Genomic DNA, 24,023 nt, shown 5'->3' with positions numbered 1-24,023 from the left:
TCGAACCCCTGTCCACAAAAAATTGGATAATCTTAACTGATACCTCTTCTTGTTAAAACAGCTTATTTCGTAAGGTTTTTTTACAATTTATTTATTAATTCATGTTATATGTTGTTACCCATTATTATGCTTTATTATGTCTTTTGTCTACGAAGTGTCTACAGAAATCGGACAGGAGTTTTGTACAAGAAACTATATATTATTGAGTCATTGCACAAGATAATTATCCTATATAGATTATAACAAATCTAGTATCTCATAGTCATCCTTATTAATCAGCCGACTTGTACATTTTTACGGCGTTCTTAAGGCCTGACTCATTGCACTGATAGTATTCTTGTGAGTTTTGTCAAAAACATGTGTATAAATCCTATTAGTTGTACCTATATCTGAATGCCCTAACGCTTCTGATATTGCCTTAAGATCTACTCCCTCAGCATACAATATACTTGTAAATGTATGACGAAGCTCATGAAATCGTATTCTCCTTAAATTATTTTTTTCCAGGAAGTCTTTAAACTGTTCTGTCACTGTGTTTACTCTATATGGCTTTCCATTCTCATGGACGTATATATAACCTGTATTGTGGTACCCTTCTCCAAAGACTTTTTTGAATTCTGATTGCTTTTCTTTACATGCTTGTAGAAGTTCAAGTAACTCATCTTCGATATATAACGTTCTCCTACTTTTCTCTGTTTTTGGTGCCTTCACAATAACATTTTTACCCGCAGATGTTCTTACTTCTTGTATATGTATTACCCGCTGATCAAGATCTACATATTTCCATTTTAGCCCAACAATCTCTCCTCTTCTTAATCCCATATATCCTGCTAAAAATATAGGTAATTCCAATCTCGTTCCTTTTACAAGCTGTAAGAGTTCGCGTAACTGTTCCTTTGTGTAAGATTGACCTTCAAACCTCTTTCTGCGTGGAAGCGACACACCATCTGCCACATTTCTATATACAAGCTGCTGTTTCAAAGCATATGATAGTGACTTTTTAGCACATGCATGATGTTTATGAACAGTATTTGGTGATAACTTTTTGGTTTCCATCAAATATTTATAATATTCCTGCAAATGACCTGACTGTAGCTTCTGTAACTCTACTTGACCTATATGGTCCTTCATATGTTTCAAAATATTTTTATATCCATACACAGTAGTCTCTTCACAATTATATTGAACGTAATTGTCCATCCAGTGATCCAAAAACTCAGAAAATATCATTTGACTAGACTCAACTAACATGCCCCTCTGTTGATTATACTCAAATTCAGCTAGGACCTTTTTCGCTTCTGCCTCTGAGGTGGCTGTTACATAAGTGCGTTTGCGCTTGCCACTAAAGTCTTTACCTGTTTCCATTGTTATTCTATATTTGTTACCTACCTTTTGTATGCTCCCTGCCATCTGTGCAGCCCCTTTCTGCTATCTTTATAAGAGGAATGAGTAGTCCTTCTCATTACCCCATATCCTTGGTCTAATGGAGCATCCTGAATGTTATTATTCTAGACGTTAATATCCTCTCCATCATTTCCATCGAAGTTTTCTAACCATTTTGTAAAACCTAAAGCCGGAATCAATATTCTATTCCCAATTCGCTTCTTCGGAAAGTCCTCACTATTCACCAGCTTATATATTGCATTTCTTCCCAAGGGCAACATTTCATATAAATCTGAGACGGTATAGCAAATATCACGATCCCTTAACACCATCTTCTTTTCCTCCTTCTAGTAATAATATATATTTTCAATATGAGCTTAAACGTAGCACCATGAAGCCTTAATGTAGACACCACTGTCTACGTTTGAACTAACACAATTCCTTTAAAATAGGCTTGTTTCTCCCAAACGTAGACAATGTAGCCATCTAATCTCACTCTTCTTATATATTTTATAAGAATCCTCTTTGTCGCCTTGGAACTACTATACTTAAAGCCTTCTGGACCAGCTATTTAGTTTTATGAGGTACTAACTTAATCCCCTTATACCCTATTAATGGATTGCCACCAAGGCGAAATTTTGCCTGTAATACTCCCAGTTTCTTGATTTCAACATAGAACTCTTCTTTTGTAACAACTCTTGAGCCATCGCTTCGAGTATGATAAACATATGCGTCATAAAGATTTTTTCTATGAATGCTATAGGCGTGGTTTCCAGGGTCAACAATGCATCTCTCTCTAATAAACTCTGAAACACTGTTTAGTTCCTCTGAGTATGATTCTTTAAACCGTATGGCATCCTCACTTTCTTCAAAAACCAAATCATTATCAAGAAGATCATACATACCCTGAACCGCCCACTTCACTATAAAATACTTTTCTTCAAGTAGTTTCTCCATCAGTCTCTTATCTCTCTTTTCTTCTGGAATTGTATTATTGAATGTAAGAAACAATAAACGATCAATAAAGGCTGAGGTACCATCCATCTTACTAAGTAATGGCATACTATTCCCACATGCTACAAGCTTTGTCTTCGCATAAAAGCGGAAGGGGTGCTCACCTTTCCGTTCCGCTGTTAACAAGTCTCCGCCAGTCACTGCTTTAATTATGTCTGTCCCTTTAAGGGCCGAACTTTCATCCATCTCAGCAGTTACATTAAGCTTAGATTTGAACAACTCAGCTGTCATAAACCTATTCTCTCCTAGCTGTTTGAGGCTCATGGCTGTTGTATGATTTTCTCCAATCAGCATTCTATATAGCCAAAGCCAGACACTTTTCCCAGTGTGCGGAGCTCCTACTAAAACAAAGAATTTTTTTGCCCTCCACTCATTACTAATGATATAGCCCATTACTTGCTGTAACGACCTCTGCTTTCTATGATCCCCTTCTGTACAATCATCTAGAAATTTCAAGAAATTTCTGCCCTCAGCTCTTTTGCCACTTGCATAAATTCTTAATCCAGAGGTTTCTTCAAAATCAGCATCAATATAGCTAGTAAACATAAACTCAGAGCTATGAGCGAGCACCTCCCTCTTCTGAACGTCCAAGACACAATCCCTAAAGTTGATCAGATCCATATAACTATCAAAAGAATTAAATTCAACGTGCAAGTCTGGATTGCTCCTCAGGCGATGAATAACCTCAATTATTTTATTTTTTGATAATTTCATATCAATTTCTGGAGGTAGTGTTTTTCGAATAGCAACGTATACTTGAGATTCATTTATTTCCTTGTAGTATCCATGCTTTTCATCATAAATGTAAATTGTATCGTTGAAGCATTTAATTACATTCTCATTGATGAACGTTTGCGTCACCACATAATCTAGTGGAACGCTTTGCTGGGATTCCTCTTCATTTTTTAAGGGTTTCTCTTCATTTGCCTTTTCAATTAATTCCTTTGCCTCATTCTTACCTAGTGTATTCGTAGTTGATATCTCCCCAAAATGTCTACTTTGATTACTTAAAAAGGAATCAGAGGCGCTCCCGCCTCCTAAAGACAATTGCATTTCCTCAGCAAGGGTATCCATATTATGAGATCTAGCGTAATCTTCATCTAATGAGCCTCTCGTAAGCTTTTGAATTTCTTCATATTCATTGCTAAAAGGCAAATCCTTCTTTGTTAAATAAGAATCACTTAACTCACGACTTGACGGGAACTCGAGCTTAGCATACTCTAATGAATTTACACGCTCTTGACTTTTCATTTTTGCCGACTTTCCATTTGACGCAAGCCTTGTGGAAAATGTTTAAAGTTATGAGTTAATATGCTATATGCAAGTGTCCTTATAGGACCTTTCATTTTATCCGAGGTCAAAAAAATATGGCTTATTTTGTCCCTTATAAGAAATCCATTATAAAGAGAAAGTTGGCAAAACTTGGGCGTCTCAATAAATATTATTAATTGCGCCTCATCGCTACTATCACTAGTAAGTCTATAGTTTTCCCCTTGACAATTAACATGGAACTTAACCGATCCTGGCTTTCTTAAATCCGTAAATACCCGCAAGAACTGTGGATCATTATCCAATTCCTCGTTTCCCACGGAGAAATGCTCTTCGCCGTATATACCATTGCAAATGCTCTTGTTGTTGTTTATGAAGGCCACAAATAGATTTGCTTGTTCAATTTCTTTGAAATCTAAGCAAACAATAGACTCTACAGAATCACAAGCAACCATTTGAATATCCTCATGTTCCTTCATCAGAATCAGCATTTTTTCTTCCTTCTGCGTTAATTGATTCAGTAGTCTTTGTTTCATCTTTCATATCTCCTTTGTGAGTTTATTTGGTAGGGCATAGGGCGCCTCTGTGATTAAGAATACTCAAAGGAGGAATTAACAAATAGATAAAAAACGATATGTAAAAAAACCTCTTTTAACCTTACTTTTTTTTTGAAAATATGATAAAATGAATATTTTTTATACGTCTTACAAAAAAATATAAGGAATGATTTCAGTATACTGAAATCATTCCTTAACTTAGGTTCGCCTACAACTAATAAATAGAGTAATTCCAAAAATCAAACTTTTCCGTGGTAGCATCAGATATGTCAGGAATTAACCCTCTAGACTCATCAAGGTATATATCAAACTTATCAATATTACCACCATTATTAACTAAATATTTGTAAGGGTCTTTATATACATGCATTAAGTCATTTTTGTATATTTTGTCTATTTTTCCGATTACCTCTAGAATCCTCTTCATTTTTATAAAATTTGGATCTAAAACACCTACCCTATTATTTAAAGAATATGAAGGCTTCACATCTATAATAGCTTCTGCTTCTGCTTTTGCTTCTTTAATAAAAGAATCCGCCTTTATGTTTCTGAAGTTTCGTTCACTTTCCAACCTTATGAAGTAAGATTCCATAACTGGAATAGTAATAACCGCCATTTGAATTATTGACTTCATCATATCTTGCAATAGGACTAATCTCTTTGAAGATTCACAAGTTAGTAAATATGAATGAATTAATCTAGCTAAAAGTGTACGTCCATTAATATTAGGAAGTAAAGCTGTCACGCATAACAAATCCGTATATTTCCCCCAATACTTTTCTTCATTCTTTACTTCTACAGGAATCATTTTTATAGCATCATTTCCAATTCTAGAGATCTCAGAAGCCAACCCCAAATTATACTCTCTTTCAAATAAGAGTAGGTTAATCGACTTATTAGGGTCTTCCATACTGTTTAGTACAGACACAAAATTGTTGTAATAATTAATATGAAATCGTTCATTTAATTCCTTGGTTAAACTGTTAGTTTCTAAGTCTTTATCCTTTTCAAGTTTAGTTTTTTCAATCATATTCGAGGTATGCTTTATGGTTTCTTCCCATTTTCCTTGTTCTTTTTTTATTATTGAGTCCAAATGATCCCTTTTCCCCCCCTTCAAAAACGTATGCGAGCCATAATTTATAGCTACGTACCCTATCATTGAGGATATGCATTTGGGACAATTGCCACTCTTCAAACTCAAAAAGTCGCCATTTCCATCCAAGTCGTAAAGAAGTTCCTTAATACTTATTTTAGTCTGAATTTTAGAAAGTCTAGTGTCTAAAGAATTTTCTAAAATGGATCTTAAAAATTTATTATCTACAGTCACTCGTTCACCCATTTTACATTCTGAAACCATAATTGAATTAACCAAAATATGATCCCTCAAATCCTTAACAATAATCTTCTTTAATGAGCTGCCTGTAAATTTCGAGCCCTCTTGATTCCATGCTCCTTCTATCATAGTTCTTATCTTCTCGGGGATAAGATGATTTGTTTCTTTTACAACAAAATCTGCTAATTCTTCAAGAGTGTCTATGCTACTCGGACACTCTGTGGTGAGATTATACACTTTTAACATTTCTGACTCTAAAGCATTTGAATTAATATGTAGCATACTAAGATTATCCCCCTGTAAAGTTCTTATACTAATCAATTCTTTAACTGACTATTCTTCTTTATTATAAAATCTACAATTGCACTCCGTTGAATACGGTAAGAATTTTTGATTTTGAATGATTGGATTTCACCAGAGTTAACCAAGCCATAAGCGGTATTCATTCCTATGCGTAAATACTCAGCAAGTTCTTCCACGGTAATTATCTCATTATATTCGTCATACATACTGTTTCACCAACCTTTATTTAGATTAGTTCATTGTTCACCTTTTGTCTTTATTTTACTTTACATGAAATTATATAGACTTATTTAATCGTAATAATAAACTCAATATAACGAGAATTAGTACAGAATATACCTGGTATTCTGCTCACATATAAAAAAAGAGTAGGCGTAATTTTATTATGCCTACTCTTGATATTTAGTTTTTCGCAGTCAGCTTCTCCAGTACATACCTAATTTCATTGTTATTCTTCGTCTTTATAACTACTGCCTCAACCTGCCCCCGTAATTCTGCTGTATCATCTTCAGGATTATAAAGTTTCCCACTCAATCTAAGCTTATTCTGCCCTAAGTCATATACCGTTTCTACTTTCACATAATTTATTTGTGCTCCATCGGCTCCGTCAAATATATAGCCTTTTCCATTATATTCATATCTATCTACCGACTTATGATTTATAAACTGAATATTGAAGTACTTATAGATGGAATCTTCTACATTCTTTTTCGAAATAAATAATAATCCATCTTTCGCACTACTTATTCTTGTATCGTAATTATTCATATAATTATGCCAGATTCCAAAATGAATTAGATCCGTACTATTAATCTTCTTTGAATCAAATCTATCCAAAAATACCTCTGTAAAATTACTTAAAAATACGCCCATCTTTTTAGATTCTGTTGATGTTACCTTTATTTTTTTATAGAGCTTAAACGTTCCATTAGGGAAAGAATATTCCGAAGAATCATTCCCTTTCCACGTTATCTGAATATAATCTTTCTGTAACTGAATGTTCATTTTTCCTTTATTATAGTCATCTTTAAAGTTAAACGATGCTTGGCCCTTTGTATTAAAATAGACACTACCATAAACTACGTGACTACGCATTTTACCAATCCCATTTAAATAACTCTCTCTTGTATCATCTCGTGGTATAAAAGTATCCTCAGAAGCCTCAACACTCGCCTTTTTTCCATTATCCTTTATGGTAAGTCTCATTTCATCCATACCATAATTCCCAATATCACTATAGTTACTCCACTCCCCACTATAGTTAGTTGCTGCAATTACTTTAGTGTTAGTAGTAACCTGTATTAAAAGCATCATGAGACAACATAGTATAGCAATTCGCTTTTTCAATATCCTTCTCCTCCATCTCTTTATTCGAAATGACTACCAACACATACCACCCAATAAATGGTATTCAGGCTATTCTAACCTATCGGCTATTAACTGCACAACAAGAAAAAAAGTATAGCATCAGCAGTAAACGTCTACTGTACTACACTCTTTCACTATTACTTTTTATTTTTTGCAATAAGAAACCCAATACCCGATAACAGCGCTGTGATTGATCCAATGATAGCTGCTATACCAATATCACCTACCATCATACCACCTAATACTATTCCAATAACTCCAAGAATCAACAACAATATCCCTATAACCTTCATTTTTACCTCCAATAATGAATTATTTCATAAGTTCAATAGCAACTGCATCTACTTGTGGAATTGTAATATTCCCACCTATGGTTGCCTCATATGTAATCAAACCTTTTGATTCTCCCCAAATTGTGACTATATCATCTTCAAGAATACGAGACTCATCTTTATCTCTCTTATAGAATACGTAGATAGTATCTTCATATCCAAATTCATTACTAGTAACATTTATTCTGTATTGCGCCTTATTACCCGATTCCATAACTTGAACTACTTGACCAACAAAGACCAACTTCTTATCCAAATACTCTTTTGGGTTTCTAGCCAACTCTTTATAAGGATATTGTTCCGCCTCCAATTTAAAATCCTCCAAATTGAACGGATTTTCTGTTGGTTCAGTGATCTTTCTCTCCCCATTTGACTGGGAAGTAGCTTGTTGTGTTGATTCATCATCCCCAGCAAATATCCCAATTAACAAGAAAATCACAAAAAGTGCACCAATAACAATGAGCAAAGACTTTAAGCAACCACCCTTTTTCTCCTTTTTCGGGATTGAAGCATTTATTTCTTCAACTCCACCTGAGTGTAAAGATAAGCTTGATCCGCAACTGTTACAAAATTTTGCGGTATCGTCGTTAAGCGAATGACACCTTGGACAGTTCAATATACCCCCTCCTCCTTACCTATATTCTTCCAAAATAATTATATCTGTAGTCGTCGAATTATGTCAATTACTATAGTAACTATTAAAAATATATACTATTGTGCGTTGTTGCCATTTGCTTTACCACATATGGTTTCCATAGTGACATGGTTATTGTAGGAGGGAAAGAATGTGAGTAATATTTCCATTACCGTCGGGGAGAAAATCCGTGAATTGCGTCAACAACGAGGATTCAGTCAAGAAAAACTTGCATTTAAGGCAGGAATAACCCCGTCTTATATGGGTCAAATTGAACGTGGTGAAAAAAGCCCAACAATAGATACTTTAGATAAAGTAACAAGGGCTTTAAATATCGAACTCTCGGATCTATTTGTTTTTACTTCAAATGAAACTAGTGATTTGGAAACTACGCATATTGATAAAATAACTTATCAACTATTAGGACGTACTCCTTATGAGCAAGAAGAAATTTTTAACTTTATTAAGCGACTGCTTAAATTTAGAGATAATAAAAACTAAGTACACCTTAGTGTATTATCACATTAGACTATTTTCTTTTAGACTATAAAAACTATGGCCTCCTATAATTAGATGATCAAGTAGCTCAATTCCTATTATACTTCCAGCCTCAACAAGACGTTTAGTCATATCAATATCTTCTGTACTTGGCTGCGGATCGCCTGAGGGGTGGTTATGCACAGCTATTATAGAAGCACTGCATCGTTTAATTGCCGCACGAAACACCTCCCTCGGATGAACTATTGCTGAATTTAAAGATCCTATTGAAATGACCTCTTTAAAAATCAGATGGTTCTTTGTGTTTAGAAATAAACATATGAAATGCTCCTTCTGTAGGTATCTAACATCTGGCTCTATTAACTCAAAAACATCACTGGGACTTCTAATTACAGTACTATTATTAGAAGGTACTACACAGGATTTTGCAAGTTTGAGTAATGCAATGATTTGTCTAGCCTTTCCCCTTCCGATCCCCTTTATTTGTATAAGTTCTTGCTCCGTCACATCCATCAACTCATTAGTTACTGGGAATCTCGAAAATAACTCTTCAATGATGTAGCTACCTTGTTTTTCACATAGAGAATCAGTTAACAGGGTTCTTAATTCGCTATTATTAGTGTAGCCCATATTTAATACCCCTCCTTATAATAATTTGACAGCTAGAACAGTTCATCATCTGATACCTCTTCATCCTTAAAGATTGAACTTGTAACTATCACTATCCAAACAATAGATACTACCCACCTTGAGACTTTATTTAGAATAATATTCAATACGCATCGCTCCCTAAATTACATAGAAAAGTCGAGAGTATTTATACTCTCGACTTTTCTATGTGTGAACTGACTCTCATGAGGACTACCTATCAGCATAAGTATCACATGTATAATATAGATTTATATAGCTTAAAAAAACCAAACTATTTATTAGTACATAATCACTGAACCATCATTCAACTCCACTAATACTGTCAAAAGGAAGTCCATTCAATATCATAGAGCTTCTAGAGTGAACATCTTCACACTGTTGAATAGGAATATATTTAACCTCCCTTGGTATTCAAAATCCTTAATTGGGAAAGTTATCTTATTCCTCTACTACTCACCGAAATCTCTGATATGTACTTGTAGTTTTCCAAACCCCACCTTTATAATTTCCGAAGAAGATCCTTTTAGCTGCCATTATAATTACTCCTCTATATTAAATATGATGATATGAGTGAATATACTGTTTATTTTCAGTATAATAAAGAAAAGAAGTAACAAAGGAGATTTCAATGATGGGCTATCAATCTGAAGCACAACTCGAAAAAAATTTACATACACAGCTCGTTAATCAAGCCTATCAACCTGTAAAGATTGCAGATTATGATGCACTCCTTGCAAACTTTAAAAATCAACTAAATCAATTTAACGAACATAAACTAGATGGGCAATCATTAACTGATATTGAATTCAAACGTATTTTAACGCTAATCGAAGGCAAAGGTATATATGATTCAGCGAAGATTTTGCGCGATAAGTTATTGATTGAACGTGAAGATGGTACAGAGTTATATATAGAACTCATGAATACAAAAGACTGGTGCAAGAACTTATTCCAAGTAACGACGCAAACATCAATGAAAGGCACATATACAAATCGTTATGATGTCACTATTCTTATTAATGGTTTGCCGCTTGTACAAATTGAACTGAAACGTCGCGGTTTAGATTTTAAAGAAGCGTTTAATCAAATTCAACGTTATCGTCGTCATACATTTACTGGTCTGTATCGATTCTTACAAATCTTTGTCGTAAGTAACGGAGTAGATACGAAGTACTTCTCCAACTCAGATTATGACATTCAGTTTGGCTTTACGTTTTTCTGGACAGATGAAAACAATGAACTCATTACAAACTTACAAGGTTTTGCGAGCACATTCCTAAAACCATGTCACTTAGCAAAAATGATTAGTCGCTATATGGTCATTAACGATACAGACAAAGCCTTAATGGTCATGCGTCCTTATCAAGTGTATGCAGTAGAAGCATTGGTACAACGTGCAACGGAAACGAATAATAACGGCTACATTTGGCATACAACCGGTTCTGGTAAAACCTTAACCTCTTTTAAAGCTGGGCAAATTTTGGCCGATGAGGAAAACATCAAAAGGGTATTCTTTCTTGTCGATCGCCAAGATCTAGACAGCCAGACGATTGCAGAGTTCAACAAGTTTCAAAAAGGCGCGGTTGACCGTACAGACAAAACCGAAATCCTTATTGAACAAATACAAAATCCAATGAAGCGGTTCATTGTGACAACGATTCAAAAAATGAATAATGCAGTTAAAAATCCTAAATATGCAAATGTCATGGAACCATACAAACAAGAACATGTTGTGTTCATAATTGATGAATGTCATCGCAGCCAATTTGGTGATATGCGAAAGGAAATCGATCAACATTTTCAAAATGCACAGTATTTCGGATTTACGGGAACGCCACGATTTGTCGAGAACAAGAGTCAAGATGGACGTACAACTGCCGATTTATTTGAGAAGTGCCTGCACCATTACCTCATTAAAGATGCGATTCGTGATGGGAATGTACTTGGATTTTCTGTAGAATACATTCGTACTTTCAATGCCAAGATTGACGAAAGTGATGATACAAAAGTACAAGCGATTGATACAGATGAAGTATGGCATGATGAACGACGGTTAAATCTCATAGCTGACCATATTATTGATAATCATCTACGACGTTCGAAGAGTAAAGGTTATTGTGCATTGTTCGCAGTGGACTCCATTCCAACATTAATTAAGTATTACGATATTTTTAAATTGAAGAATCCCAACCTAAAAATTGCAGGTATTTATTCATATGGGCAAAATGAGGAAAGTGATGGAACAGGTGAACATTCTCGTGAAGCATTAGATCGTATGATTGCAGATTATAACAAAATGTACGACACAGACTTCTCGACAGAAACAGGGGATCGTTATTTTTCTGATGTATCAAAAAAAGTAAAAATTGCCCAAGTTGATATTTTACTTGTCGTAAAAATGTTCCTAACTGGATTCGATAGTAAGCCACTCAATACACTCTATGTAGATAAGAACATGGTGTATCACGATTTGTTGCAAGCATACAGCCGTACAAATCGTGTAGAGAAAGCGACTAAGCCATATGGTAATATTGTTTGCTATCGAAATTTAAAAGACAATACAGATGATGCAATTAAGTTATTCTCTAGAACAGACAATGTGGATACCGTTCTAATGGGTAGCTACGATGAATACTTAAAAGCGTTCAAAGAAGCTGTGAAAAATTTACGAGCAATTACAGTCATTCCAGAAGAAGTAGACGAGCTAGATAGAGAAGAAGATAAACGTCAATTTATCATTGCGTTCAAAAATGTGACGAAATTGCTTCAACGTTTACAGTCGTTTTCTGATTTTGAGTTTGATGAAACAGAGCTAACGATTTCACAGCAATCCTATGAAGATTTCAAGAGCAAATACTTCAAGTTATACGAAAATTTTAAGCGTAGCGAACTACCAAAAGAATCGATATTACATGACATCGACTTTGAGTTGGAGCTAATGCACACAGACAAGATTAATGTCAGTTACATTTTGAATCTGATATCGAGCCTTAACACAACAAATGAAAAAGAACGTGACAAAGAGATTCGTTTCATCAAACAAGAATTAGACCATGCCTCTGATCCGAAGTTACGTCTCAAAATTGAATTGATTAAAGGTTTTTTAGATAAGGTTGCACCAACGTTAGCGCCTAATGAATCTGTTATAGATGCATACAATCGTTACGAAGAAGAAATGAGTGAGCAGGAACTCTCAACCTTTGCGAAAGAAGTAAATATTGAAGACAGTGTATTACGTGAACAAGTATCAACGTATGAGTATTCCAATTTAATCGAAAAAAATGCAATCATGGACTCTTTATCAGGATCATTCTTGAAAAAAAACAAAACAATCAAAACCATTACATCATTTATACGTGACTTTACCGAAAAGTATGGTGCATAAACTTTATTTCAATAGATTAAAGAGCGCTAATCCAGCGCTCTTTCTTGTTATTTTATAAAATATCAAATAAACATCCATTAAAGTATTGATATTTTTTGAAATATCAATTATATTTAACTTTTATAATGTGATATATTAAAAAATATCAGGGAGATTTGCAATGAAACTATATCAAATTGCTGAATTTACACAAGGTGCATTTACAAACCGCTTAGAAACTTTATCTTCTGATATTGAAACAGCAAAAGTTAAACCCCTTTCATTAAAGGAATTTAACGAGACACTTGGTTTAGCTTATCGAATTTCAAATGAAAAAAATGTGGAAATTTCTGTACCGAAAGAAAAATTGCTACCACAACTGCTAACTGACACAAACAGTCTTATCCTACACACGCATACACAAAAGGTTGCCTTGTTACCAAAGAAGTATAGTGGGTTATTGTTAACAAATAACTTTATTAAAATTCAATTAACAAGTGATGTAGATGATGCCTTTTTTGAATGGTACTTTAATGAACATCCAACTATTCAAAAACAGTTGACGGTACTAAGTGAAGGGACAGTCATTTCATTATTGAAACTATCCCATTTAAAAGATTTAGAAATTGACTTACCACCTATCCAACAGCAAATTATTATAGGAAAAATCGTTCAGCTTAAAAAGAAAAAAGAATCATTGATGGCTGAAAAAAGTGAATTACAGCAGCTGTATATTAAAAAAAAAATAATTCAAAGTATTAACATCAGGAGGAAATAACGATGACAACAAGTGAAAAACAACGTCAACAACAAGCTGAACTGCATAAAAAATTATGGGCAATGGCAAATGACTTGCGTGGTCAAATGGATGCCAGCGAATTTAAAGATTATATCTTAGGGTTAATCTTCTACCGTTACCTTTCGGAAAAAGTAGAAGCACGCGCAAACGTATTACTAAAAGAAGATAAAATTTCATTTGCAGATGCATGGAAAAATGAAGAATACCGTGAGGAATTATCCGGGTACCTAATTGATGAATTAGGTTATGTCGTAGAGCCACAATTCCTTTTCTCTCACTTCCTAGAAGAAATCGGAAAAGGAGCGAATGGTAGCTTCGATGTTGAAATGCTACAAAACGGTGTCAAGGCCATTGAATCTTCTACTTTAGGAACAAACAGCCAAGACGATTTCCAAAATCTATTTGATGATATGGATCTCACTTCATCACGTTTAGGTCGTACAGTAAAAGACCGTACGAACTTAATTAGTAAAGTCATCATCAATATTGCAGACATTCCATTTTTACAAGACGATGTAGAAATCGATATTTTAGGTGATGCTTATGAATATATGATTTCTCAATTCGCAGCAAATGCTGGGAAGAAAGCTGGCGAATTCTATACACCACAACAAGTATCGAAAATCTTAGCGAAAATCGTCACTGCTGAGAAAACTGAAATTCGTGACGTATATGATGGTACTTGCGGTTCAGGTTCATTGCTACTGCATGTTGGTAAAGCTGCGAAAGTGTACAAATATTACGGTCAAGAAAAAGTATCAACAACATATAACTTAGCTCGCATGAACATGTTGCTGCATGACATTCCATACCAACGCTTTGATATTCGTAATGCGGATACATTAGCAGATCCTCAACATATCGACCAACGATTTGAAGCGATTGTTGCGAATCCTCCATATTCAGCAAAATGGAGCGCAGATGATAAGTTCAAGGAAGATGAGCGTTTTAGTGCCTATGCAAAGCTTGCGCCAAAATCAAAAGCAGATTTTGCCTTCATTCAGCACTTTATTCATCAATTAGATGATAATGGGACAATGGCTGTCGTATTACCACACGGTGTTCTATTCCGTGGCGCAGCAGAAGCAACAATCCGAAAGTATCTAATCGAAGAAAAAAATTACTTAGATGCAGTAATCGGATTACCAGCAAACATTTTCTACGGAACAAGCATTCCCACATGTATTTTAGTATTCAAAAAATGTCGTAAAAACGATGATAATGTATTATTCATTGATGCATCGAATGATTTTGAAAAAGGGAAAAATCAAAACCTATTATCCGATGAACATGTTGAAAAAATTATTGCGATATTCCTAAGCCGTGAAACAATTGATAAGTATTCATATGCAGCAACATTGGAGGAAATCAAAGAGAACGACTATAACTTAAACATCCCTCGCTACGTCGATACATTTGAAGAAGAAGAATCGATTGATTTACATGCAGTTGCACAACGTCTGACAGAAATTGATGAGGAAATTACTGAAGTGGATCGTGAGTTACAGAAGTACTTTAAAGAGTTAGGGGTATAAAGGATGAATTCACCTAAAGTTAGATTCAAATACTTCACAGAAGATTGGAAAATCATTAAACTAAATAGCTTGATGTCATTTAATAATGGCATTAATGCTGAGAAAGACAGTTATGGACATGGACGAAAATTCATTAACGTATTAGATATTTTAAATAATAATTTTGTAAAATATAACGATATTATCGGTTCTGTATCTGTTTCTGAAAAAGTTGAAAAAACAAACAAAGTTGAATATGGAGACTTATTATTTTTGCGTAGCTCTGAGACCAGAGAAGATGTAGGTAAAAGTTCTGTCTATTTAGATGAAGATGAGTCTGCTTTATTTGGTGGATTTGTTATACGTGGAAAAAAACAAGCTGATTATCACCCATATTTTTTAAAGCTCAATCTAGAATCACCTGAAGTACGTAACCAAATTAGTTCCAAAGCGGGTGGTAGTACACGTTTTAACATTAGTCAATCTATTTTAAGTTCTATTGAAATTAGTATTCCTAGTCAAAATGAACAAGAAAGAATTGCTGAATTCATAAGTCATTTCGATAAAAAAATCCAACTTCAACAAGAGAAAACCGAATTGCTGAAAGAACAGAAAAAAGGCTATATGCAAAATATTTTTAATCAGAAATTGAGATTCAATTCGAATTCTCCCGAATGGACTTACTCCAATTTAGGTGACATTTCTTTAATAGAAAAAGGTAATCAATTAAATAAAGACAGTTTATCCAAATTAAATGATAATAAAAATCCTTTTCCTGTATATAATGGAGGAGTATCTCCTTCAGGATATACAAATAAATTCAATCGTCAAAAGGATAATATAATTATTTCTGAGGGTGGAAATTCATGTGGCTATGTGAATTTTATCAATCAACCATTTTTTAGTGGTGGACACTCTTATACAATAAATATTTTAAATGAAACTAGTATAGACAAATATTATTTATATAGCTATTTGAAATATATGCAAAAAAGAATCATGGATTTGAGGGTAGGAAGTGGATTACCTAATATTCAAAAAACCGCTTTGACTAAATTTCAGGTTTTAATCCCACATATTAATGAGCAAAAGAGGATATCAGAATTTCTTACAGTTTTTGATAAAAAAATTAAACTTGAGATGAAAAAGTTAGACTCTTTAGTCTATCAAAAACAAGCCTTCATGCAACAAATGTTCATTTAACAAAAACAGCACTTTCTCTATACTGACCTGTGACCCGTAAGATGGAAACTTTGAAGAAAGTGACCCTCTTACGGGTCATTTGTGTTTTAATCGAACTATTGAAACAAAACTCTGGAAGAACTCATGAATAATACGAGAGGTGATTCAAGGATGTTCAACGAAAATGAGATTAAACAGCTAGAGGGGAATCCAAATGTCGAGAACGTGACGGAGAAGAGTATTACGTATTCAGCTAAGTTTAAACTTAGAGCAGTTAAGGCCTATAAAGAGGGACAAACCCCAAACCTCGATGGAGACATTCTTCGGTCATATGAAGGATGAGTTAGAGTATAAAGCGTGCACGACCATTCAGGAATTAAGTGTTCGAGTAAATGACTATATGGAATATTACAATAAGGACGTTACCAGTGGACATTAAAACAGATGACTCCTGATGAACTCAGAAGTCACCTGTTGGCTGCCTAACCAAAGGCCCCTTTTCAAAACTGTCTACAAATAAGGTTACAGTTCATAACTAATGGGAGAGGTGCTGTCTCTATTTTTTGAAAAAACCTCATTTACTTATAGTATGGTTAACTTTAACAAATCCCACACACAGCAATGATTAATTACCTGTAGACAATTGGTCTTCAAGAATCCTCAAAATTAACCTTTTATAACCCTCTCGTCTACAATTCCACCATAAAAATGACAAAAATCCGCTATATCAGCGGGTTTTCAGTATGGAGGCGAGGGAAGTCGAGCTGTTGTCCTCAAGTTTTTATCTGGTTATTAAATGAATTATTAAATGATAGAAATTTGGAACTGAATATTTTATCGAATAAAAAAGATTGAAGCGGTAGCAGGAATTGAAATAACACATAATAATAATTCTTTGTATTGAGCAAATCTCCTGTCCGATTGTTGTAGACGTAAGGGTTGAAACAAGAAAAACTACCATAAACCGGATAAAACTAGACAATAAGCGAATTGACGAAAACTCTTATAATGAAGTCTTTATGCACTCAAGGATTGCTTTTTTGTATTCAGCCTTATGAAATCCAAGATCCATTCCGCCATAACCACTAAACATACTCACGACACTATATGGAGTATTTCCGTTCTTTTTTTTCATTTTTTGCCCTCCTAGTTACATCACTTTCTATTCTGGTTGGTCATTCGAATATTAAGCAAGCATTATATAAATATAATAACAAGCGAACATTTGTTTTACAAAGGTGATTACAAGAAAAAATGCTAAGAATGAACTTACTGCTACATTCTTAGCATTCCTAATAATCAAGAGTTTTTCTATGGCATCATAGATTTTGCTCGATCAATAGAGTCAAAATATTTTTCTATTGCACTAAGCAGTTCGCCCTTTCTTATATTAGAACGGGGTGGAGATGAGTATAAAATATTGTACATATATTTATATTCTTCTACTGAGTAGGTTTTCAGACGTTCCTCTTTCGCGTTTATATCGCTATGATCATACACTAAGTTCTCTAAATAAAACCTCTTCATATCCTCTTCATTGCTCAAAGCTAATATAGAATCTTTAAGCGTAACGGTTTTATCATTTGTGGGTAACGACTCTTGTTTAATTAAGAGTTCTTCAAATTCCTTTATAACCTCTTCAGGTGTATATTTAAAGTAAGAATTTCTAAATATTTCTCTAACGTTATACATATCTTTGTAAAGCGTCAAAACTGCTTGAATTATTTCATGTTTTCTCTTGCTCATAATTTACTCCTTATACTAAATTTACCAAGGCTTCCGCAACCTGAACATATTCATCGTGTATTTCTCCATTACTAATGGTAATTGGAATGCCATAGTTATTTGGATTGGAGCGATTATCTAGATGTCTTATAAACGCTTTAAAAATATGATTTCTATTTTCAGCTACATATATTGTGCCCGTTACTTTAGATTTTACTCCTATAGCAGTAATAGACTTATCCAAAGTTTCTAATACATTCAGATTAGCTGGCGAAGGTCTGCGTGACTTATAAATAGTTTCTAAAACACCTATTAGCTCAGGTTTTTGCCCAAAATATTTTTTTAGCAAAAGCCCCCCTACATTATTATCATACGCGTACTTTAAATAAGTACTTTCAATTTCAGTTATATAATCTGCTACACCATCACTACTTATCTCATCGCCGACAGTAGGTATTAAATAGTAGTCACTTGCTAAAAATACACTTTGAATGAGAATATTGCTAGTCGGGGGACAATCAAATAGTATATAATCATATTCATTGTTTTTATCTATATCATTCAAAAACTTTGCAACAATCATAACATTCATTGCCTTTTCTGAGAGCCTATCGGATATATCGTTCAACCTACTATTCTTCATATCCAAAACCGTTGGAATATAGTCTAGTCTTCCACCTCTTTTAGAATAGTTAGCTATATTCTTAATAGAAGCCTTAACTGTTTCAAAATTTGTATTAACCTTATCTTCAAGAAAGTCTAATTTTGTAGAGATATTTACATATTCACTGTATAACTCTATAGCAAAATTGAGTGTTTCTTCTACGTTTAGTTGAGCTAGTTTAACATTACTCGTCTTAGCACATATTTTGCTTAGAGAGCACTGAGGGTCTAAGTCAATCAGCAATACTGTTTTATTATGTCTTTCAGCTAAAAGAGCACCCAATTCAAAAACTGTTGTTGTTTTTGCAACGCCGCCTTTATAATTCCCAAAAAATATTTTTTTAGACAAAGTAACTCCCCCTTGAGATTAGACGAAAAATATGTACTATGTATATATTCTACAGTAGTGCTATAAAACCTCTATTAGTTATATACATTTAACTCTAGACTCTCTGTCTACAGCTTAAATAAAAATAAATAAAGGCTCCTATTCCAATTGATCGTGATAAAGACTGGGCGAAAGTATATGAAGGTTCACATCATAATACTACAGCTATTAAAAAGAATGGCACAATTCTCGGGGTCAAGAATGCTTCACAATTAACTTCTTCTCATCTGTAGACATTATGTCTACAATATATACTAAATACAGAGCCTCAATTATATAATGTCTACATTTGGTCTACAATTTTGTCTTTAAAAATGACAAAAACCCGCTCAAAGAGCGGGTTTTCAGGATGGAGGCGAGGGGAGTCGAACCCCTGTCCGAAGGCAACGCCACAAAGGTGTCTACGGGTGTAGTCACGGTTTTGATGTCACCCGAGTATCGCCCCGTAACCGGCTATACGTTGGGTCAGCCTGATTATCTTCTTCAGCTCACCGCAGGCGGAGATGAGACAGCGTATTCCACTATATGTTAGCCCCTATCCTAGTCACATGGACGATGCTAGGTAGAAGCACGCCAACAGTTTCTTAGGCTGCTAAAGCGTAGTTTGTTTGTTGTTTGCCATTTAATAGGCTTTAGCGTTGATAAAGTGGACGCGTCCCCACTACCCGCTACCCCTGCTCGAACTACCCCCGTCGAATCCATAAACGCCCCCTAAATAAAAAGGGTGTAGGATTAGTCGGATCATCAAGCAAGATGATCTGTTTCTTACATGAATTAGTATACCACATTTTCAAACCTTAATGCTTGTAGACTTACTGGAAAATGAGGCAATCTAAGCTGTTCAGCTCAGTTTCAACCTATCGAGCCACTTTTTGCTTCTCACGCAACACACGTTGAATATCGCGCTGAGCATCCCGTTTAGCAGCAGTTTCACGCTTATCGTACTGTTTCTTCCCTTTACCAAGACCTAATAATAGCTTGGCATAACCATTACGGATATAAATCTTAAGCGGTACGATGGAATATCCTTCTTGCTTGGACAAACCAAGCAACTTGTGGATCTGTGCCTTGTGCATTAGCAGTTTACGCGTACGAGTTGGATCACTCGGATTACTCCGGTTACCCTGCTCGAACGGACTGATGTGCATATTATGGATGTGGATCTCACCATTCCGTATAGTCGCAAAAGCATCACCAATATTAGCTCTCGCGTTACGGATCGATTTGATCTCCGTACCTGTCAGCACCATGCCTGCTTCAAAGGTGTCTTCGATAAAGTAGTCATGGGAAGCTTTCTTGTTCTGTGCCAATACCTTATTACCATCATTCTTCTTCGCCATGTTCATCCTCCTCGTAAACGATCCTTCACCGAGCGTTACGCTCCAGCATATCAGAGACTTATTGTACCAAACTTAGTCATGCAAAATCAAGGAATACGCGCACTGATTACGATTCCTGGGACCGGCCATCCAAAGACGAGAGGTTGTGTGATGAGAAGAACTCAATCACACAACCTCTCCCGATGGTCCTACTTATCTTTAGGCTTTATCCTTAGGTACGAACACGGATGGCTCGTTGCCACCGCCACCTTTACCCTTACCACCCTTGCGCTTCTTGCGCACTGGTGGTGTTTCACCCCCGACGGGGCTACCGCCACCGCCGATAAAGATCCCGCTCGGCGACGTCTTCTTCTTGCGCCGATTCTCACCACTGCCACCCGGAGGGGTGTTACCGTTTCTGCTAAGTGATGCCGGTCCTGGGGCGTAACCGCCCTTGCCCGAACCAAAACCAAAGCTCACCGCTGGCGCCGCAGACTCTGTCGCTCTACCTTTGCCGGCCCCGCTCCGCTTGCCGCGCTTACCGCCGCCAGTTGGCGCTCCGCTCTTAACATCTACTCCGCCTTCAGCTACCGCTCCTACTATACCATCAGGTCTGCCAGCCCGTGCTTTACCTGGCTTACCGCTTTTGCCATCAGGTCCAGCCTTGCTGAATTTGCCGCCTTTTCCATCCGTCATTGCCTTATCGAACTTCTTCCCTTTGCTCTTACTGCTAATGCCAGGTTTGCCCCCTCGGTCAGCTTTGCCATATTTACCGGCCTTGCCACCCTTGGCTTCTGACTTGCCATCTCTGGCACCGCCTTTTCCAGACTTCCCACCACCAGGACGCCCGCTAGCAAAACCACCACGTACGTTGCCACCGCCATGTGGTCCGTCCTCACGACGACGCGGCTTCATATCGAGCATTTCGAAATCAATCGTATGATCATCCATATTTACACGAGCGACACGTATCTTCACTTCATCGCCGATCCGATAAATCTTCGAAGTACGCTCGCCTACGAGCGCCATATGTTGTTCATGGAAATGGTAATAATCATCGGTCATGGCACTAAGACGAATCAAACCTTCGACCGTATTATCCAGCTCAATGAACATACCAAAGCTCGTTACACTGCTGATTATGCCGGTAAATTCCTCGCCGACCTTATCCAGCATGAACTCCGCCTTCTTAAGCTGCTCGGTATCGCGCTCTGCTTCCACGGCAACCCGCTCCCGCTCAGAAGATTGTTTCGCAATATCTCCCATACGACTAGCTAGATATTCCTGCCGTTTCTGACTTAGCACACCTTTGTTCTCAATTACCTCACGAATCACACGGTGGATAATCAGATCTGGATATCGACGAATAGGGGATGTGAAGTGAGTATAGAACTCCGCTGCAAGACCAAAATGTCCCGTGCTCTCCGCATCATATTTCGCCTGTTTCATCGAACGTAACATCATAGTGCTAATAACCGTTTGTTCCTTCGTACCTTGGATATCCTCCAATAACTTCTGAAGTGCGCGTGGGTGTACCTTGTCGCCTTTTCCGCCTTTTACCTTATGTCCAAAATTAGCTGCGAATGCCATAAAGTTCATCAGCTTCTCTTGATCTGGGTCCTCGTGAATCCGGTATATGAAAGGCACTTTAAGCCAGTGGAAATGCTCTGCTACGGTTTCGTTGGCTGCTAACATAAATTCTTCAATGATCTGCTCCGCTATCGACCGTTCACGTTTCACGATATCTATCGCTTTACCATTCTCGTCCACGATCACCTTCGATTCCTCGAAATCAAAATCGACAGCTCCGCGGCGCATCCGGTTCCCGCGTAGTCTCAATGCCAGCTCCTTCATCTCTTTGAACATATCAACTAGATCGCCATATCGTTCAGTAACCTCGGGATCCTCATCTTGCACAATTTTGCGGACATTAGTATACGTCATCCGTTCCTTTGTCCGAATCACACTCGAAAAGATATCATGATTCACGATCTTCATATCTTCGTCGAATTCCATCTCACAAGACAACGTGAAACGATTGACCTGCGGATTCAAAGAACATATTCCGTTAGACAATCTATGCGGAAGCATCGGTATAACGCGATCCACTAAATAAACACTACAACCACGGTTGTAAGCCTCTTGATCTAACTCCGACTTCTCCCGAACATAATAACCAACGTCAGCGATATGAACACCCAGAATGGTATTCCCATTCGGTAATTTCTCAATATGGACCGCATCATCTAGATCCTTCGCATCTTCACCATCGATAGTCACAATGACCTTATCACGAAGATCACGCCGTCCCGACTCGACAATCTCTGCCTCTTCAATCACATCAGGTGCAGCAAGCGCCTCTTCCATTACCTCTTCCGGAAAAGCTTCCGGCAACTGATGCTTACGAATAATAGATAGAATATCAACACCTGGGTCATCCTTATGACCTAGGATCTCAATAACTTCACCTTGAGCCGCAGCACGGCCTTCAGGATACTGTACAATGCGTACAACGACTTTATCACCGGTCACAGCACCTAGAAAAGCCTCCTTCGGAATAAGAATATCCCGATTGATTCGCTTATCATCTGGCACAACAAAACCAAACGATTCTTGATTCTGAAACACACCCACAATCTGAGTCACTGCCCGATTAACAATTCGAACAACTTCACCTTCGAGCTTACCGCCTCCGGCACTCTTCGAACTAACGCGGACTAATACCGTATCCCCATTCATAGCACTCTTCAAGTCGTTCGCATGCACATAAACATCAGGATGCTCTTTATCCTCGGGAATTAGAAATGCAAACCCCTTAGCATGTACTTGCAAGCGCCCACGTACCAGGTCCATTCGCTCAGGCACTCCATAGCGCTCCGTTCTCGTCAGAATAATCTGACCTTCCTGCTCCAAACGTGTAAGTAACTTAAGAAATTCCTTAAATTCCACAGCATCAGAAATTTGAAAATGTTGTTCTAGCTCTTGATACGTCATTGGTTTATAAGCGGTCTCCCGCATAAAGGACAATAGTTCGGTTTCCTTAATCATGATCTCACCTCTGCCGACTTGTTCCCAAGCCAGTATATATTTTTTCAATTAAATAATTTCCACGAATAACCTTCCCATATACCACTAGTATACACGAAATTCACTAAGTACATCCGTTTCAGACAAAATGACGTCGCCTTATCAGCGCCCATTTTTCTTATTACCCACAAAAAACTAAAACAAAAAAGCCCCCGTTCCTTAAAGGAAACGAGAGCTTTACTTATTAGCCTACTTCAATACGACCGCAACAACGATCGACAAAATAAAGAATCCCGACGCAAGACCAACTGTTACTCGTTCCAAAACGAGTTCCATGCCGCGAGCTTTTGATTTACCGAAAAGATGTTCCGCCCCTCCGGAGATGGCACCGGAAAGACCCGCGCTCTTCCCTTTCTGCAGTAGAACAACCGCAATTAGACCGATAGAGAAAATAATGAGCAACACTTTCAAAAAGATATCCATTCAATCCACCTCCTAAGACGGAACTTACTCAATCTATTGATTACACAAACAATGATTAAACTATTCAAAAACAGCACTATTATTGTACCATGCCTACCAAGGAATAACAACATGCTTCCTATAATTTGAAGGATATTTCGCGTAATTACCTCTTCTTTATCGTCACCAAAAATCCATTTTCACCCAAAAAAACGTCATATGTATAAGAAAAAACCCG

22 protein-coding genes, 1 other RNA gene and 1 pseudogene are annotated in these 24,023 nt (G+C 36.6%); 7 read left to right on the top strand and 17 right to left on the bottom strand.

Going from position 1 to position 24,023, the window contains the following annotated elements; all coding sequences use genetic code 11:
- Nucleotides 1–294: 294 nt before the first annotated feature.
- The 9 genes from NST85_RS01330 to NST85_RS01290 all read right to left on the bottom strand — a co-directional run bounded on the left by NST85_RS01330 (nt 295) and on the right by NST85_RS01290 (nt 8,175).
- Nucleotides 295–1,410, bottom strand: coding sequence for a site-specific integrase (locus tag NST85_RS01330; protein WP_341188321.1), 1,116 nt, complete (start codon nt 1,408–1,410; stop codon nt 295–297).
- A gap of 98 nt (nt 1,411–1,508) precedes the next feature.
- Nucleotides 1,509–1,715 (bottom strand): helix-turn-helix domain-containing protein, encoded by a 207-nt coding sequence (locus NST85_RS01325; RefSeq protein WP_341188320.1) that lies wholly within the window; start codon nt 1,713–1,715, stop codon nt 1,509–1,511.
- A 235-nt stretch (nt 1,716–1,950) separates the two neighbouring features.
- Nucleotides 1,951–3,648 carry a DNA primase family protein gene (locus tag NST85_RS01320; protein WP_341188319.1) on the bottom strand — a complete coding sequence of 566 codons (1,698 nt, stop codon included), beginning with the start codon at nt 3,646–3,648 and terminating at the stop codon, nt 1,951–1,953.
- Nucleotides 3,645–4,202, bottom strand: coding sequence for a hypothetical protein (locus NST85_RS01315; RefSeq protein WP_341188318.1), 558 nt, complete (start codon nt 4,200–4,202; stop codon nt 3,645–3,647). The genes NST85_RS01320 and NST85_RS01315 overlap by 4 nt, the downstream gene beginning before the upstream one ends.
- Before the next feature lie 235 nt (nt 4,203–4,437).
- Nucleotides 4,438–5,838 carry a hypothetical protein gene (locus tag NST85_RS01310; protein WP_341188317.1) on the bottom strand — a complete coding sequence of 467 codons (1,401 nt, stop codon included), beginning with the start codon at nt 5,836–5,838 and terminating at the stop codon, nt 4,438–4,440.
- A 35-nt stretch (nt 5,839–5,873) separates the two neighbouring features.
- Nucleotides 5,874–6,065, bottom strand: a complete 192-nt coding sequence (locus tag NST85_RS01305) for a helix-turn-helix domain-containing protein (RefSeq protein WP_341188316.1) — start codon at nt 6,063–6,065, stop codon at nt 5,874–5,876.
- Between the two features lie 196 nt (nt 6,066–6,261).
- On the bottom strand, nt 6,262–7,206 hold the full coding sequence (locus NST85_RS01300) for a hypothetical protein (RefSeq protein WP_341188315.1): 945 nt from the start codon (nt 7,204–7,206) through the stop codon (nt 6,262–6,264).
- 158 nt (nt 7,207–7,364) lie between these two features.
- Nucleotides 7,365–7,520, bottom strand: coding sequence for a hypothetical protein (locus NST85_RS01295; protein WP_170220309.1), 156 nt, complete (start codon nt 7,518–7,520; stop codon nt 7,365–7,367).
- Between the two features lie 19 nt (nt 7,521–7,539).
- A complete protein-coding gene (locus NST85_RS01290; RefSeq protein WP_341188314.1) occupies nt 7,540–8,175 on the bottom strand; it encodes a zinc ribbon domain-containing protein in 636 nt (211 codons plus the stop codon).
- Nucleotides 8,176–8,346: 171 nt separating this feature from the next.
- On the opposite strand from NST85_RS01290, the gene NST85_RS01285 reads away from it, so the two are divergent.
- Nucleotides 8,347–8,694 carry a helix-turn-helix domain-containing protein gene (locus tag NST85_RS01285; protein WP_341188313.1) on the top strand — a complete coding sequence of 116 codons (348 nt, stop codon included), beginning with the start codon at nt 8,347–8,349 and terminating at the stop codon, nt 8,692–8,694.
- A gap of 18 nt (nt 8,695–8,712) precedes the next feature.
- Here NST85_RS01285 and radC read toward each other — a convergent pair whose 3' ends face one another.
- The gene (gene radC, locus NST85_RS01280; protein WP_341188312.1) at nt 8,713–9,321 is read right to left on the bottom strand and encodes a RadC family protein; all 609 of its coding nucleotides are present in this window, start codon (nt 9,319–9,321) and stop codon (nt 8,713–8,715) included.
- A 640-nt stretch (nt 9,322–9,961) separates the two neighbouring features.
- Here radC and NST85_RS01275 point away from each other — a divergent pair.
- The 6 genes and pseudogenes from NST85_RS01275 to NST85_RS01250 form a co-directional block, all read left to right on the top strand.
- Nucleotides 9,962–12,727, top strand: a pseudogene (locus NST85_RS01275) (type I restriction endonuclease subunit R); the annotation flags it as partial.
- 160 nt (nt 12,728–12,887) lie between these two features.
- Entirely contained in the window at nt 12,888–13,484 is a 597-nt protein-coding gene (locus NST85_RS01270) for a restriction endonuclease subunit S (RefSeq protein WP_341188311.1), read from the top strand.
- A gap of 2 nt (nt 13,485–13,486) precedes the next feature.
- A complete protein-coding gene (locus tag NST85_RS01265; protein WP_341188310.1) occupies nt 13,487–15,040 on the top strand; it encodes a type I restriction-modification system subunit M in 1,554 nt (517 codons plus the stop codon).
- Between the two features lie 3 nt (nt 15,041–15,043).
- On the top strand, nt 15,044–16,222 hold the full coding sequence (locus tag NST85_RS01260; protein ID WP_341188309.1) for a restriction endonuclease subunit S: 1,179 nt from the start codon (nt 15,044–15,046) through the stop codon (nt 16,220–16,222).
- A 150-nt stretch (nt 16,223–16,372) separates the two neighbouring features.
- Nucleotides 16,373–16,543 (top strand): hypothetical protein, encoded by a 171-nt coding sequence (locus NST85_RS01255; RefSeq protein ID WP_341191187.1) that lies wholly within the window; start codon nt 16,373–16,375, stop codon nt 16,541–16,543.
- Nucleotides 16,512–16,640: an IS3 family transposase gene (locus NST85_RS01250; RefSeq protein WP_341188308.1), complete on the top strand. Its 129-nt coding sequence runs from the start codon at nt 16,512–16,514 to the stop codon at nt 16,638–16,640. The genes NST85_RS01255 and NST85_RS01250 overlap by 32 nt, the downstream gene beginning before the upstream one ends.
- A gap of 564 nt (nt 16,641–17,204) precedes the next feature.
- Here NST85_RS01250 and NST85_RS01245 read toward each other — a convergent pair.
- The 7 genes from NST85_RS01245 to secG all read right to left on the bottom strand — a co-directional run bounded on the left by NST85_RS01245 (nt 17,205) and on the right by secG (nt 23,806).
- Complete coding sequence (locus tag NST85_RS01245) at nt 17,205–17,336, bottom strand: hypothetical protein (RefSeq protein ID WP_341188307.1); 132 nt, start codon at nt 17,334–17,336, stop codon at nt 17,205–17,207.
- 176 nt (nt 17,337–17,512) lie between these two features.
- Nucleotides 17,513–17,947: a hypothetical protein gene (locus NST85_RS01240; RefSeq protein WP_341188306.1), complete on the bottom strand. Its 435-nt coding sequence runs from the start codon at nt 17,945–17,947 to the stop codon at nt 17,513–17,515.
- A gap of 10 nt (nt 17,948–17,957) precedes the next feature.
- A complete protein-coding gene (locus NST85_RS01235) occupies nt 17,958–18,938 on the bottom strand; it encodes a ParA family protein (RefSeq protein WP_341188305.1) in 981 nt (326 codons plus the stop codon).
- Between the two features lie 386 nt (nt 18,939–19,324).
- Nucleotides 19,325–19,689: a transfer-messenger RNA gene (ssrA, locus tag NST85_RS01230) on the bottom strand.
- A gap of 145 nt (nt 19,690–19,834) precedes the next feature.
- Nucleotides 19,835–20,317 carry an SsrA-binding protein SmpB gene (smpB, locus tag NST85_RS01225; protein ID WP_127195013.1) on the bottom strand — a complete coding sequence of 161 codons (483 nt, stop codon included), beginning with the start codon at nt 20,315–20,317 and terminating at the stop codon, nt 19,835–19,837.
- 198 nt (nt 20,318–20,515) lie between these two features.
- Entirely contained in the window at nt 20,516–23,344 is a 2,829-nt protein-coding gene (rnr, locus tag NST85_RS01220; protein ID WP_341191057.1) for a ribonuclease R, read from the bottom strand.
- 228 nt (nt 23,345–23,572) lie between these two features.
- Nucleotides 23,573–23,806: a preprotein translocase subunit SecG gene (gene secG, locus NST85_RS01215; protein WP_127195012.1), complete on the bottom strand. Its 234-nt coding sequence runs from the start codon at nt 23,804–23,806 to the stop codon at nt 23,573–23,575.
- Nucleotides 23,807–24,023 lie beyond the last annotated feature (217 nt).

The organism is Paenibacillus sp. FSL K6-2524, assembly GCF_038005525.1.
GTDB classification, from domain to species: Bacteria; Bacillota; Bacilli; order Paenibacillales; family Paenibacillaceae; genus Fontibacillus; species Fontibacillus anaericanus.
The sequence above is the reverse complement of the archived record's forward strand: the minus strand, read 5'-3'. Positions and strand labels throughout refer to the sequence as shown.